At 53.6% G+C, this 13,505-nt stretch carries 13 protein-coding genes; 8 read left to right on the top strand and 5 right to left on the bottom strand.

Annotated features, from left to right (window positions below; genetic code table 11):
* Positions 1 to 228 precede the first annotated feature (228 nt).
* The 5 genes from HV744_RS29935 to HV744_RS29955 all read left to right on the top strand — a co-directional run bounded on the left by HV744_RS29935 (position 229) and on the right by HV744_RS29955 (position 4,103).
* On the top strand, positions 229 to 957 hold the full coding sequence (locus tag HV744_RS29935; RefSeq protein ID WP_175152967.1) for a response regulator transcription factor: 729 nt from the start codon (positions 229 to 231) through the stop codon (positions 955 to 957).
* A gap of 150 nt (positions 958 to 1,107) precedes the next feature.
* Positions 1,108 to 1,437, top strand: a complete 330-nt coding sequence (locus tag HV744_RS29940) for a hypothetical protein (RefSeq protein ID WP_246279253.1) — start codon at positions 1,108 to 1,110, stop codon at positions 1,435 to 1,437.
* Between the two features lie 31 nt (positions 1,438 to 1,468).
* Positions 1,469 to 2,176 (top strand): hypothetical protein, encoded by a 708-nt coding sequence (locus HV744_RS29945; protein ID WP_175152968.1) that lies wholly within the window; start codon positions 1,469 to 1,471, stop codon positions 2,174 to 2,176.
* Between the two features lie 12 nt (positions 2,177 to 2,188).
* A complete protein-coding gene (locus tag HV744_RS29950) occupies positions 2,189 to 3,010 on the top strand; it encodes an SIR2 family NAD-dependent protein deacylase (protein WP_246279254.1) in 822 nt (273 codons plus the stop codon).
* Positions 3,011 to 3,227: 217 nt separating this feature from the next.
* Positions 3,228 to 4,103 carry a lipid A biosynthesis lauroyl acyltransferase gene (locus HV744_RS29955; RefSeq protein WP_175152969.1) on the top strand — a complete coding sequence of 292 codons (876 nt, stop codon included), beginning with the start codon at positions 3,228 to 3,230 and terminating at the stop codon, positions 4,101 to 4,103.
* 158 nt (positions 4,104 to 4,261) lie between these two features.
* Here HV744_RS29955 and HV744_RS29960 read toward each other — a convergent pair whose 3' ends face one another.
* The 3 genes from HV744_RS29960 to HV744_RS29970 form a co-directional block, all read right to left on the bottom strand.
* The gene (locus tag HV744_RS29960) at positions 4,262 to 4,465 is read right to left on the bottom strand and encodes a hypothetical protein (RefSeq protein ID WP_175152970.1); all 204 of its coding nucleotides are present in this window, start codon (positions 4,463 to 4,465) and stop codon (positions 4,262 to 4,264) included.
* Between the two features lie 17 nt (positions 4,466 to 4,482).
* Positions 4,483 to 5,244 carry a tyrosine-type recombinase/integrase gene (locus HV744_RS29965; protein WP_217469172.1) on the bottom strand — a complete coding sequence of 254 codons (762 nt, stop codon included), beginning with the start codon at positions 5,242 to 5,244 and terminating at the stop codon, positions 4,483 to 4,485.
* Positions 5,245 to 5,381: 137 nt separating this feature from the next.
* On the bottom strand, positions 5,382 to 5,561 hold the full coding sequence (locus tag HV744_RS29970) for a hypothetical protein (RefSeq protein ID WP_175152971.1): 180 nt from the start codon (positions 5,559 to 5,561) through the stop codon (positions 5,382 to 5,384).
* Between the two features lie 726 nt (positions 5,562 to 6,287).
* Here HV744_RS29970 and HV744_RS29975 point away from each other — a divergent pair.
* Together HV744_RS29975 and HV744_RS29980 are read left to right on the top strand one after the other, a co-directional pair.
* On the top strand, positions 6,288 to 7,688 hold the full coding sequence (locus HV744_RS29975) for a hypothetical protein (protein WP_175152972.1): 1,401 nt from the start codon (positions 6,288 to 6,290) through the stop codon (positions 7,686 to 7,688).
* Positions 7,663 to 8,019, top strand: coding sequence for a hypothetical protein (locus HV744_RS29980; RefSeq protein ID WP_175152973.1), 357 nt, complete (start codon positions 7,663 to 7,665; stop codon positions 8,017 to 8,019). Before HV744_RS29975 ends, HV744_RS29980 begins: the two co-directional genes overlap by 26 nt.
* A gap of 407 nt (positions 8,020 to 8,426) precedes the next feature.
* Here the strand turns inward: HV744_RS29980 and HV744_RS29985 are convergent, their stop codons facing one another.
* Positions 8,427 to 10,949: a hypothetical protein gene (locus HV744_RS29985; protein ID WP_217469173.1), complete on the bottom strand. Its 2,523-nt coding sequence runs from the start codon at positions 10,947 to 10,949 to the stop codon at positions 8,427 to 8,429.
* A 318-nt stretch (positions 10,950 to 11,267) separates the two neighbouring features.
* Here HV744_RS29985 and HV744_RS29990 point away from each other — a divergent pair, with 318 nt between their 5' ends.
* Positions 11,268 to 11,894: a tyrosine-type recombinase/integrase gene (locus HV744_RS29990; protein WP_175152974.1), complete on the top strand. Its 627-nt coding sequence runs from the start codon at positions 11,268 to 11,270 to the stop codon at positions 11,892 to 11,894.
* Positions 11,895 to 12,066: 172 nt separating this feature from the next.
* On the opposite strand, the gene HV744_RS29995 is transcribed toward HV744_RS29990, so the two are convergent.
* The gene (locus HV744_RS29995) at positions 12,067 to 12,828 is read right to left on the bottom strand and encodes a hypothetical protein (RefSeq protein ID WP_175152975.1); all 762 of its coding nucleotides are present in this window, start codon (positions 12,826 to 12,828) and stop codon (positions 12,067 to 12,069) included.
* Positions 12,829 to 13,505 lie beyond the last annotated feature (677 nt).

The following is a 13,505-nucleotide window of genomic DNA, read 5'->3' on the forward strand; positions in this document are numbered from 1 at the left end:
CCAAAGTGTGCGTGGTTTCCGATCGGGCGGCATCGATCGCGTAGGACCGTGCGCCTGTCGTGGCACCACACTACGGCTATCGGTCGCTGACCGGGTACGGACTATTTACAGGCTCTGCCCCCGTCGCAACGACCGGTTGCGCCTCTACGTGAGGCACAACCGGACCCGAATTCATTCGAAATGATTCGCTGTCGAACCAGAGCCCCCGTCTTTTTTCATTCCCTCGACATGAGAATTGCTTTTTGTCCAGAGTCGGGCACCCTGAAGAGAGGGGATACGTCGCACGTACCGCCGGACGTCACGCACTATCAAGAGTTTCGTACGGTCACATCCCTTTTCAGGGCGTTGAAGGATTCTGAGTGGGATCTTATTGTTGCCGGATGGAACCTTCGCGATATCGAAGGTCGAGACTTCCTGCGATGGATCCGCGCAACGTTTCCGACTCCGCCATCCATCGTCTTTCTCACGGCACATAACGCGTCGGAAGATATAGTCGCCGCGTTGGATTGCGGTGCCATTGACTACATTCTTACCCCAATTCCGACTCCGGTCCTGCAAGCGCGACTCAACGCAATCCTGCGGCTCGTCGCATCGTCGTCGAAACGCGCTACTCAGACAGTACCGGTGGACGATCACCATTCCACTATGCGCTTCGGGCAGTACGTGTTGCACCGGCGGCACCACTATGTGGACATTCGCGACAAACGGATCATGCTTCGCCCGAAGGAATACGCTCTCGCACTGCTGCTGTTCCAAAACGTTGGGAGGCCTATCACTCGTGAACACTTACACGAGGCGCTTTGGGGAACTCTCGAAAACTTCCCCACGAGAACTCTTGACACTCATCTATCGAGGCTGCGAGCGAAGCTCCAACTTATGCAGTGCAACGGTTTCGAAATCAAACAAATTCGCGGTGTTGGCTATCGGATGGATTCTGTTGATGGCACCCTATTGTGATGCGACTGCGATTGCGTCCCTTCCGGAAACGATCCGGTCACAAGCACGAAGGATGGTCGTAGATTCGACCGATGAACCAGGGCACCCGCCCTGGTTTTTTTTCGCCTATCAAAACCGCACTGACACCGACACCAGAAAGGAGTAGCCCAAATGTCCGATAGCAACGACAGCGCAACGTCCGCAACCAATAATCCGTTCGCAGGTTTCGCCTTTCCGTTGATCGAACTCGGACGGGTTGTTGTCACGCGCGCCGTACTCGAACATCTCGAACGCGAAGGCGTCGATATCCAACCTTACCTGCATCGCCACGAACACGGCGATTGGGGCGACGTTACGCCGAAGGATGCCGATGCGAATCTGATGGCGGCGATCCACGGCGCACGAATATTCTCAGCCTATGAGGTTGCGGGCAAGCGCGTATGGATCATCACCGAAGCCGATCAGACTTCGACCGCTGTACTGTTTCCGAGCGAATATTGAGGCCGCAGCCAAACCCGAAGAATTCGAAATCATGGCACCGACACGTATAGCGGACCTGCTAGCCAATACCCAGCGTGACCTCGATGTGGCTGGCGATATCGCAGCGGGAGCATTGACCCAGACCGTGAAGCTTCTGAAAGCGGCACTACCGTTCCTGCTACCAGTACGCGTCGTAACCGGACATCTCTCGCCTCTTGACATAGTGCACGAAGCTTCCGGAGAGCCGTATACGAAGATCCTTTTGACATGGTTCATCGGATTTGCAAAGAACCCCAAGTGGGAAATCGATGATCTGATCGATTTCATTGGCATGGCCCGTCGCGCGGTGAGCGATCGGATCGAAAACTTCCTCAAACAGAAAAAATGCAACGTCCCGCGATCCCTTCGCAAGCTCGCCCAGACCGAATGCGACCTTTGCGACGACGTGATGATCCGGTGGCTTGCCGTCACAAATTTTGTTCGACTGTTTGATCTTGCCTTCCGATGGGGTATCCATTGTCTTTCAAACGACAGGCTGAGCGTACTCGATGAACTCGGATTGACCGAGGAAACGATGTTCGATCTGCCTGATTCGGAAATTGTCGGGCTCAAATTGGTCGAACGGGTCGAAGCCGAGAACAAACAACACCTTGCCGATCTCTGGACGTTCCTTCGTGACGATCCGGAGGGTATCAAATTCGAACAGTTGGTATTCGACGCGACGAAGGCCTATGCTGCCTCGCATGGCGATACTCTTTAACGACAACGACGCATGACCACCATGACCGAACAACTGAAGGTTGCGGCCGACTGGATACGCGATGCCGATGGGATTCTGATCACTGCTGGCGCAGGGATGGGTGTGGATTCCGGACTGCCCGATTTTCGTGGAGCCGATGGCATCTGGCGTGCATATCCCGCGTTGAGGTCGGCGGGTATCGGCTTTCAGGACATCGCAAACGGCGAGGCGTTTCGCGACGATCCGATCAGGATGTGGGGCTTCTATGGTCACCGGCTCAACCTGTACCGACGTACCGTTCCACACGAAGGCTTCGACATACTGCGTCGATGGGCATCTACGAAGGAACATGGTGCGTTCATCTTCACCAGCAATGTCGATGGACAATTCCAGAAGGCTAGTTTCGCAGACGACAGAATTCTCGAATGCCACGGTACGATTCACAAACTGCAATGCTGTCGTGCGTGTACCCATGAAACATGGTCGGCGGACGACTTCAATCCTGAGGTAAACGAAGAACATTGCCGTTTGCTTTCTGATCTGCCGCGCTGTCCGAAGTGTGGTGACGTAGCCAGACCGAATATCTTGATGTTCAACGATGGGGATTGGATCGAGACTCGGGCGAAGCGTCAGCGGATGCGATTCGAAGCGTGGCTACTGAGCGTCGCGCGGTTGGTCGTCATCGAACTCGGCGCAGGACGCGCCATCCCAACCGTTCGAGACATGAGCAAGCGACACGGCCCACGCGTTATCCGGATCAACACCGGCGAACATGAGATTGACCAGAGCAATGGTATCGGCGTCAATAGTAGCGCGCTTGACGCGTTGCAGTTGCTGAACGAAAGTATCGGTTGATCTATCCCCTTTGTCCCAGTTCGACCCGCTCCGGTCATACGCGGCCGCGCCGGGATGACGACCGCTTCCAAGGCAATTCGGTCATCCGCTCACGCAAGGTCGCCATCTGTTTATGGGTCCACCGGTCTGGCATCAACTACAATTGCCACGCGACCGTAGAGACGATTGTCGCCGGACACCCGTGTGATACGTGCCGTCCGCCACACAGGAGCCGGTCGTGGAACATTTCGGTCATCTGCTCGTCGTAGCTTTGCTTCGCGCGCTCTCGATACTTCCGTACCCGTTGGTCGCGAGGCTTGGCAGCGCGCTCGGCGCGGCCCTCTATGCGCTTCCCAGCCGCCGCAAACATATCGTCCTTGTCAACCTGTACCTCTGCTTTCCGGAAAAGTCGGAACGTGAGTGCGATGAGCTTGCGAGGGAACACTTCCGGCATGTGGTCCGCAGCTATCTCGAACGAGGTGTTCAATGGTTTGGTAGCGCGCGAAGGATCAGAAAGCTCGTCCAGATCGAAAGCGCGATTGATCTCGAAGACAGGAATGCTCCACCCACGATCTTTATGGGGTTTCATTTCGTGGGCATCGAGATCGGATGCCTGCATTACTCGCTGAAGATGCCTGCCGCTTCCTTGTACACGCACATGTCGAACACGCGCCTTTGCGACTTGGCCAGACGGCAGCGCGGCCGATTCGGCGCGGAGATGATCGAACGCTCGACAGGTGCCAGGAGGATTGTGCGACTCCTTCACGAGGGCAAGTCGGTCATGCTTGCTGCGGACATGGACCACGGTATCGAAAACTCGGTCTTTGTGCCCTTTTTTGGCGTTCCGGCGTGCACGCTGACTTCTGTTTCTCGACTTGCGACAATCGGGCATGCGCGCGTTGTGCCGTTTGTCACGGAAGTCCTGCCGGATTTCAAAGGGTATAAGTTGAACGTTTTTGCGCCGCTTAGCGATTTCCCCTCGGGAAGCGACACGAATGATGCGCGTTCCATGAATGCGTTTCTCGAGACCCAGATACTGAAATTCCCTGCCCAGTATTACTGGGTACATCGACGCTTCAAACATCGTCCAGAGGGCATGCCAGCGGTATATTGATTGCGCGATGTGCCGACGCGACGGACACCGTCGGCGTGCGAAGGCCCATTGCCTGGACAGAGCCGCCGCTCGAACGTCCACGTGAAAGGGCGGCCCAATGGCCGTAGATGGCCGAACGCGGTCCTATGCGTGCCCCCGTTCTCGCTTCTCGCGTCAAGTCATGGCATCTCAATGCCCAACGACGCGAACAGTTCTTCGACGCTCGCATACTCGGTCCACTGGCCACGATCTGCGTTCAGAATCGCTAGCACGGTTTCGTCGGAAAGACCCGTATCGTTCGTCGCGGCGATTCGGTCGAGCAACTCAAGATAACGACGAATCCGTTCGGCGCTTGCGCGTTTGATCCGCGTCTCAACCTTCATAATGATCGTCTCCCGCACTATAGAGCATCGGCGCTGATCTGCCTCAATCGTACCGGGTTGTCTTCGACGTAGCGGGCCGTCATCGCAATCGATGCATGCCCCATCAACGTCGATACGGCCTTGATGTCTACTCCCTTCTCAATCAAGGTCGTCGCAAACGTGCGGCGACCCGAATGGCTTGATGCGCCCTGCATACGAGCCTTTGAATACATGCGATGGAACAACTGCTGTAGCGTGTTTGGCGTAAACGTCCCGCCTTTCTGTGAACGGAATAGCGGCGCATCATAATTGAATGTGACGCCATCGGCATTACGACGCTCATCCAGATAGTCCCGAATCGCATCGGCGACCTTGGGATTCGTCAGGTAGGCGTGGCGTTGCTTCCGACCTTTCGTCATCGAACCGTCGAGGTTGATTTCGTCCAGTAGTTCGCCGTCGGTATTGAGGACGTGGCGGATTCGAAGCGCGGCCATCTCTTTCGCACGCAGCCCGAGACCGAACGAGCAATATAGAAGCGCGATGTTTCGTTTCGCATGGGCTTCTTTCTTCGCAGCGTTGACGACGCGACGGAACTCCGATTCCGTCAGCACCTTCGCCTGACCTTCGCGCATCGACCACCCCAGAATGTTTATAAATTTCTTCGTTCGAATACTTTCTAAACATTCTATCCAGCCCTTAGGGCCTCGTACACCGGCAGGATGGTTCAGGCGTTCGGAATGTTTACTATTTGTAATTAGTAAATATTCCGCCTGATCGGGCAGGGATGGTCTCGGGCTCACCAGATATGAATCCGTGAGCTGGACCTCCCGACCGTCCCTGACGGCGATCTAGGCGGCTGAGTTTCTACCTGCGAGGCGAGCCATACCAGATGTGGCGTCTGGCTCGTCTCGCGGTGTCAACTCGCGACCTCAAATACTCACCACACCTCGAAATGTGTTTGCACCGCCCCGCGTTGCAGGCTGGATTCCATCATACCGATGCAGGCAGCAGCCTCGCCTTTGGTGAGGTGAATGCTTGTCCAGACCGTCCCTGCTGCGATGCTTCTATACGACGAGTTGTAGGCCGCGATCGATCGCATCCGGCAGTAGTCGGCCATGAGCCGCCATTCGCCCACACCGTCGCTCGGACATTCAGGCGTCGGTTCTACCTAGGAAGCGGCCATTCAATTCGCGACGTTGAACATTGCTTCATCTTAAGGTTTGTTCGACGCCTGCCCATGTCCGTGGGCTCGGGGCGCGCGACGGCGCGTGCGGGCAGGCGTTAAATAAACCTGAAGGGAGGAAACCGCGGAGTGCCCCGAGGCGGTTGAAATGTCTAAGGCTATGGCGATTGATGGGCCGGGATGGCCAGCGGCGTTGCAGGAAGCGCGGCCGGGCGGGATGCCGGATGGGCGCTGACGCTGTGCCGAAGCGGTGCAGTCGCGCCATCGTGATGGCGAGGCGGACGTGCGAGGGCCCGTGCGAAGCGACAGGCGCAGAGGTCCGCGCGTGGGCCGCGTCGCTTTTTAAATCGTGTGCCCCCAATTCGTTTTTGTTTTGTCGCCTAGCGGCTCACCCCGCCAGCGCTGCAAGTACATTCGTGGGCGCCGCAGCCGGAAACTGTTGGCACAGAGGTGAGTCACGGGCTCAGTCTTCATTTTGACGTTGCACGCAGGGACATGGGACCTGCCGAGCAGCTATTGAAAAGTGAGGCCTTTTGTCTAGTATTGCACAATATCGGCGGAATTCCGGAGTCAGATGATTGCGTGCCCCGCAATCGTCGTTACTGAATTTATTGGAGCGGCTCAGGAATAGGATGTGCGTTAAAACGGCAGGGGATTGGCATGTATTCTGTAACTCAAAACATCTGCGCCGCGCTTCATCTTGGGAGGTTGATTCCTCAAGAGGTCATCGATCGTCTTGAGGACCGGCATAGGGCAAATCTTCCAGAATTTGGTATAGACAAGGCGACTGTATTGCTCGAAGCGAAATGCGCACGCGTTAGGGATGAAATTTTTGACCTAATTTTACTGATCCCCGCATTTTGGATAGTTTTAACGATTCTAAATTTCGATTTCCACAATACCGATTCTTTTCTGCTTAGAGCCATTCTTACATTTTCGCCACCAATATTTTTAGCCGCATTAATCGAAACGATCAAAGTACTTGTTATAAACAACCATCTCCGACGCAAGGTTGCCCGCAGTATTACTCACGCCGAACAGCCAGAAGATGGCTCATCCGTACATAACGTTATTATATTCGGCGGATTTTCGCCATTTGCCGGATATGGAGTCGATCTTGACGGGTGGTCGTTTGTCATTGATTCAGAAAAACCAAAAAATGATGATGATAGGACCCATCAATTCGAGCAAATCGAGCTTTTGAATTGCGTATCGGAAGTCATTCGGAAAACCCTTATAAGCGCTACGATTACTGATAAGATTTTCGTGGACGGAAGACGAATTCGCAGTAATAGGATGTTACTGCCTGCAATTACAGCCTCTCCTAAGGTTTGGATCGACCCTGATGTCATTAGGGCGAAGATAGGTCAGCCTGATCAAGAAGCGCTCCACTATCGAGTGATTTCGATTCAACTTGCAGACGAACAAATGCTACTGACGTATTTCCTAAGATCAACAATGCTAGGGTCGAACTTGTTCATTGAATCGAGATGCTTCCTCTTGCCGCCCATCAAACCCGAATTTGCTGAACTGGTCAATTTACCGTGTTGGCACGGGCCACAGTACTATTGTCGTGTTTACGCCCAGAAACTCCTCGGTTCACTGCTTATTTTACTGGGGGGCTCGATTTTCTTGCTCGGTATAGTCAGAAGGTCACGAATTTGGTTATCCGAGCGAATCTTCGGCCACCCCGAAGACAAACGAAAGGTTCGGGATGAAAGTTATAATTATGGCAATCCAAAGAGCCTGCGCGAAAGCTGGGGGGCAGAAAATTGGAATGCGTACTTTCAAATGCTCGAAAAAGACATGGCCGCCAAAACATGCCAGTACGTCATCGTAAATTCCATCGTCGATTTTCTGGACGCGAAGGGTATCGCAACCGACGACATAAAGGAGCGGAGAACGCAAATCTTCAATTCCGGCCTGATCATTTCCGGTGGAACGGTTACAGCGGAGCAGGTTGCGGTAGGGTCCGGCGCGTCGGTGAAAACGAAAATCACTGTGCCGCAGTCGGCTGAAAGTGACGGAGGGCAACATGGGCAACGAAGGCATCATAGTTAAGGGTAGAGGGAAATTTACAACCGAACAGGCGATTAGCGGTCGGCACTCGAAGATTATCAATAATTATGGGCAGTGCGACCGCGATCTGCTCATCGAGAAAATTGATAACCTTCTTCGGCAAATTCACAATGCGGACCTTTCAGAAAGTGAAAGGGGGATCGTGTTGGAAGCCGCTCGATCGATAAAGGCCGAAGCTCAATCTAACGCGCCTGACAAAACGCTGGTGGAAAAATCGCTAGCGCTTATCGAGAAATCGGCGCCGGCGTTTACCGCAATTGCCGCGGCGGGAAAAACAGTACGTGAACTAGTGAGCATGTGGGCAAACCAGTAGGCGCCCGGCAGCCAATGGAAGCCGCAGTCGACCTTGCGCGAGCGCCCGGCCGTTGGACTTCGAAAGCGGTCGTTGACATACCAACGATTCGAACGACGGCAACGGGTCGGGTCCGGCCGACCGGCGTCGGGCAGAGGTCGGCCATGAGGGGGCATTCGGACGCCCGATCGCTCGGACATTCAGGCGTCCGTTCCCCCCAAAGAGCGGCTATTCCATTCACGAGTTGAACGTCACGTCGGCTCTTGGGGCCATTCGCATGGTCCCCCTCAAGCGAACATCAAGAATCAGCCGATCAGTCGCCACTTTCGATGCCTCGGCGTTCCGAACAGAGTCGTACATGGGCGGATTGTTGTGCCGGTGCTTACGAGTGGTACTGTCTGTGTACCGCGCAAATCCCGCGTGACACTTTATACTCGGCTCAAGTCCTCCTCTTCATCGGCACCAGTTCGTTGAGCCGCTACATCCCGGCGTTGGCCACTTTTTCCATAGTTACGACGCGCCGATGCAAGCACCCTTGACAACTCTCGGCGAAAATCGGATCGCCTTTCCGCCAGTACATCCGTACACCATTGCGAGGGGAGTCCTCGCTTTTGACTTTCAACGATAAGCGGAGAAATACATGTTTGCATGTAGTCGTAAAATATCTGCACTCGCCGCACCCGAAGCTTAATCTTCTCGACTGTATTTCGTTCTGCTTCAATGCTGTAACTCACAGCCCGGAGTTCCTGCCACATATGCGAATCTGCGATATAAGTATCGAATAGCGTATTTTCGAGAAAGGTAAAATTTGCCGTCAATTCACGAACGACGTACCCGCCGAGTCTAGAGGGTACGAAACTCGATCCGATACTTGCTTCGCCGTGATTTGCCGTGAACAAAAATCTGTGTTTCGACAAATCCATCAATATGCGCGATGTGAAACTGTCTCCAAACCCGATCTTTTTCAAATTTTCATTGATGACTGACCCGTCCACAAAGCGAAAGCTATTTTCCGACGCATATGCCACTACCGCTGACAATACATAGAGACGTAATAACTGAGCTTGTGTGACAGAGATCCTGGAATCGAACGGATTTCCAATTGGTGAATAATCTTCGCTGTACACAGTTCTAGTGCCGAGGATGATAGCTCTGAACGCCTCGTGTCTTGGCAAAACATACTTTCCAGTTTGGCGATGATATTCGATCGCTCGACCCGGATTGGTGTATCCACGCTCCAGAAATTCGCGGGTCATTCGAAGAGCCAATCGAACGTCCTCCGTTGCTAACACCTCAATGCGAGTCCCAATTTCGGTACCCAAAACCGATCCCTGAAGCAAGTCCACAATTTGGGATGCATTCTCTACCCGTACTCTCGCGCCATTCTCTGCGGTGAACTCACCTTTCTTTCCTTCCGCCATATATCGTACGAGTCCAAAACGCTTTGAGAGGACCGACGCAATGCGAGGTGGATCTATCTGAACGGCTTCAAAGTCAAATGCATCAATCGCGGGAGAATTGCGGTGTTTCGCGAACGTAGACTGACGGAGACATAACACTAAGTTGAGTGAAAGTTTACGCGCGATTGTTAGGGCCTCAGTAAAAAGCGCGGACTGTGTGGTTTCGTCTTCAATCTGGTCTACGTTGTCGATCGCGAGAAAGAATGTGTTCGTTGACGTCGCGTGGCGTAATATCCTGTCCACGTAGGGGTGCACCTCTTGATAATCCTTGAAGATTAGATCGGCAATTCGTTCTTCCACCTTATCCTGCGCACCCTTAAGTGCAAAGAGTGGCCCTGATTTGAGTGCCGAGATCTCGTCCCAGTAAGCACGCGATATGCATTGCTCATAGCTGGAAAGGAAAGCGTCTTGGTTTATGTAGTCTCGCAGCGAGCGATAGATAAATTCGCTGGCCGAGGTGCCAGCAGAATTAACCAGAAAATCCAAATGCAGCCAGTGCGGGCGTGTTTTATTTTCCGTATTCTCAAATACCTCTTTTAGCCTAACTTTTCGCATGTAATGCAAAAAAGTGGTTTTCCCGGCTCCGACTGTTCCAAGAAGAAGTATGGCAAGAGGTTTTCTATTAACCGCCGACGCTTGCACTCGGGCGTAAAACGCACCTGCGTCCCTATCCTTCATTGGCCGCAAAAGTCCACCTCCAACCACAGATTCACGTCGAGAAACGTTCATTCGTATCTTGTGGTCGAACTTTATAGACTCCGGTGCCGCCACATAACATTTTTCAAACGATTCGTCATTCAAATCAACAATTGAATCGGAAAACGCGGTCATTACTTCGTCTTCGATGATGTGGAAAACAGGATTTGTCAATCGCTGCGCGGCATTGGCGGAAAAGTAGCTGCCCAACTTTCTGTTTTCAACTTGGTTCTCTGACCTCCCAAGCAAAGCATTTTCTAGACTTCCGGAAATCACCGAATCTCGACTGAGCAGATCGTGAAATTCCTGATAGGCCTCATTTAACGCGTCTTCGAGCGACCAAAAAATTAAAGCGGTAGACTCGTTAAATCGGACTTGATCATGGCGTTGAGCAGGGAAAATTGCCCACGTGGATCCGTTCGTTGCAACGGCAAAATCGATAGAGAATTTTCGAGCGTAGTCTCTAGCTTGAATAATTGCTTCACCGAGTTCACTTTGTAAAAAGCTATTGGATAATTTAACTCGCCGATTGCCGCCGTTGCTGGAGAAAGCTGCACCAGCCTTTTTTGCTTCGACCACAATCGCGGTGTTGGCGGTCTTGAGGATATAGTCGGCATAGGTCGTCCCACCGTCTTCCGTGACATGTTCCTCCGGCAGAATGTCTTCGTCGAGCCAGCCGAGGACATTTCGAAGGACGTTATCGATAACCTTAAGGCGAGTAGCAGCTTCGTTGGCATTGGACAAGGTGAGTGTCCGATATGCTTGGAGAATTGAACGCGTGGTGTTATTTGCCATGGTTTTCACGTCGTAGATAGAACGGGCTACTGGTAAATATTCTAAAGTGAGAGCCATAGTATCCGAAGTTCGCTGCGTCTTTGTACCGAGTACCACCGAACGTGCGGTATCGTCGGGCGGTACGTCACCGCTTCCCTTTGGCTACGGCGTAAGCCTTGATAGCCGGGAAAGCGGCACGCATCACGACCTCGTGGATGGCGGGTAGACATAAGAAGCCGACGTTGGCGTGATGCGGGGCCCAATGGCGGTTGTGGGTCGGGAATCGCCCGCTGACGGTCAGCGCAGACTGGTTCTCCCTTCACGTGAAAGGAGATAGTCATGAAGGTGACTAACGATGGAAGCGCCGCCAAGATACCTTGGAACAAGGGCAAGCTCATGGGCCAGAAGCCTCCGCTGAGACTCAAGGAAATCTGGGCCATTCGCATCCGCCTCCAGCTTTCGGCGCGAGTCCGTGACCTCGCGATCTTCAATCTGGCAATTGACAGCAAATTGCGCGCATGCGACCTGACGAAACTGCGGGTTAGCGACGTTTGCCATGGGTACCACGTCGCCAGCCGGGCGACGATCATGCAGCAGAAAACTCAACGGCCGGTTCAGTTTGAGATTACAGAGCAGACCCGCGACAGTGTCGAGAACTGGATCAAGGCGGCAACGCTGACGCCGGCCGACTTCCTGTTCCCAAGCCGACTCCACGAATCACCGCATATCTCGACGCGTCAGTATTCGCGCGTGGTGCATCGGTGGGTTGCATCAATCGGGTTGGACGACACCGCGTACGGCACCCACACGATGCGCCGGACGAAAGCGTCACTGATTTATCGTCGCACCAAGAACCTTCGTGCCGTTCAGCTGCTTCTTGGGCACACCAAACTTGAAAGCACAGTGCGGTACCTTGGCATCGAAGTCGACGATGCGCTTGAGATGGCGGAACAAACCGAAGTCTAGACGGAGCCGCCTCGGGACAGCGATCCGGCATCGGTCGCTGTCCGGCCACTTACAGACATTGGCCGGTACTTTCGGGCCGACATTCGAACGTCCGCATTGCCACTGCTTTGGGCCACCAAGCTTTAGATACTGGCCTGATTGACACGCTTCATCAGTTCCTCAGCGCTCTCCATCAGGGGCCAGTCGGCGGGGGAGATCCATCATCCGATCCAGCATCGCGAGGTCCGGAAGCTCCCTGACTAATGTTTAGGTTTCCCGATGCTGATCCCGCAGGGCTGCTGACACCACCTGAAGCGGAAACTGACGCGCCTCTTGAAACTGCATATGCGACGACCGCGATGACCCCAATAAGCGCTCCGGCAGCTATCGCCCAGCCTATCCAACCTTCGGAAAGACCTATTACGGCAATTTCGCTGATGTCGTGGCCTTCTCCGGTGGGAGTGAGTAGCAATGAATCGGGGTTTCTGCCATCGACAGAACGGATGGGTAGCGGGTAGATATGAAATTCAATGTCTGGCAGCGTCGACTCCGCCTCTGATTCATTCTGCCTTCGAAAGCGATGGAGTGTCACAGATGGGAATGCGGGGCCACCTGCCAGCTCGACACCTTCCGCCAATAGATTGAGCTGATCGATCAGAGGACCGGAAAGTGTGAACAACTGCATGTTGCTCGGCTGGCCGCGAGATCGACTGATGCCGCGAAAAATGACTTCGTTGCGCAGCCTACCTTCAATCATCTGCAAACAGAATGTTGTGTCATTCTTTCTAAAATACACGGTGCAAAGGTGATGGCCTGGAGCGTGCGCTACAGGGTCAACCAGTTGGGCGTAACGAAAGCCCGACCGAACGGGTGGGGTCTGAGCAGGAGACTTTTCAGGTTGCGATGTAGGCCCTTGAGCATCGCTAGGGAAACGCCAGTCAAAGTTGTATGGCATGAAGCCTCCTGCTTGTTGAAGGTAGCGCGATTGGACGCGTTCAGGCGCGTCCCGGATTCGCCGGGTGGCAATTTGGCGCTTCGCAGATCGTGATCACCAAGCTGCTCGGGGGTGAGTCCTTAGGCATCTGGGGTAGGAGGGGGCAACAGTTCAGTGGATCCGCTTTTCAGTTCGTTGCATCCCGACTTTTGGGGAAAGGCTTGTCAATCCTCCTGTGGCCGCGCATGACTCAAAAGGACGACGGTTTCATCGAACTCCCGCAACGAGATAGTCCCCAAAGAGCACTGATTCGAACAACTATGTTTCAATCCGCTGCTGAGCGACTTGGATAGGTCTTGCCATCGAAATGTAGCTGAACACCGGCGGGCAATTGGGCAGCAAAGTTCTCTATGCCGCCGGTAACGCTCGACAGTATAGCGTTCCGCAGCTCTTCGTCATTGAGCTGATTGGCGAGCTCGTACATCGAAAATAGGATAGAGACGTTTAGCAGTCGAGGGTCTAAGTCGGCGCTTGCGTGTCTTATCAATTCGAATCCGTGTTCTCTCATGTCATAACATATTGGAGGGTTTGGCGGCTGGCCCTTAAGCGGAGGGGGCCCAGGAAAACAGATTCTATATCCACGTACAGTGACAGGCATTTATTAACTCCTTTAGTCTGCGAGTGTTCGCTTACCAAAT

This window comes from Paraburkholderia ultramafica, from assembly GCF_902859915.1.
In the GTDB taxonomy this organism is placed as follows: Bacteria; Pseudomonadota; Gammaproteobacteria; order Burkholderiales; family Burkholderiaceae; genus Paraburkholderia; species Paraburkholderia ultramafica.

Coding starts and splice junctions, on each gene's coding strand:
- HV744_RS29935 (WP_175152967.1), top strand. CDS start 229: ATGAGAATTGCTTTTTGTCCAGAGTCGGGCACCCTGAAGAGAGGGGAT.
- HV744_RS29940 (WP_246279253.1), top strand. CDS start 1,108: ATGTCCGATAGCAACGACAGCGCAACGTCCGCAACCAATAATCCGTTC.
- HV744_RS29945 (WP_175152968.1), top strand. CDS start 1,469: ATGGCACCGACACGTATAGCGGACCTGCTAGCCAATACCCAGCGTGAC.
- HV744_RS29950 (WP_246279254.1), top strand. CDS start 2,189: ATGACCACCATGACCGAACAACTGAAGGTTGCGGCCGACTGGATACGC.
- HV744_RS29960 (WP_175152970.1), bottom strand. CDS start 4,465: ATGAAGGTTGAGACGCGGATCAAACGCGCAAGCGCCGAACGGATTCGT.
- HV744_RS29970 (WP_175152971.1), bottom strand. CDS start 5,561: ATGGCCGACTACTGCCGGATGCGATCGATCGCGGCCTACAACTCGTCG.
- HV744_RS29975 (WP_175152972.1), top strand. CDS start 6,288: ATGTATTCTGTAACTCAAAACATCTGCGCCGCGCTTCATCTTGGGAGG.
- HV744_RS29980 (WP_175152973.1), top strand. CDS start 7,663: ATGGGCAACGAAGGCATCATAGTTAAGGGTAGAGGGAAATTTACAACC.
- HV744_RS29985 (WP_217469173.1), bottom strand. CDS start 10,949: ATGGCAAATAACACCACGCGTTCAATTCTCCAAGCATATCGGACACTC.
- HV744_RS29990 (WP_175152974.1), top strand. CDS start 11,268: ATGAAGGTGACTAACGATGGAAGCGCCGCCAAGATACCTTGGAACAAG.
- HV744_RS29995 (WP_175152975.1), bottom strand. CDS start 12,828: ATGCCATACAACTTTGACTGGCGTTTCCCTAGCGATGCTCAAGGGCCT.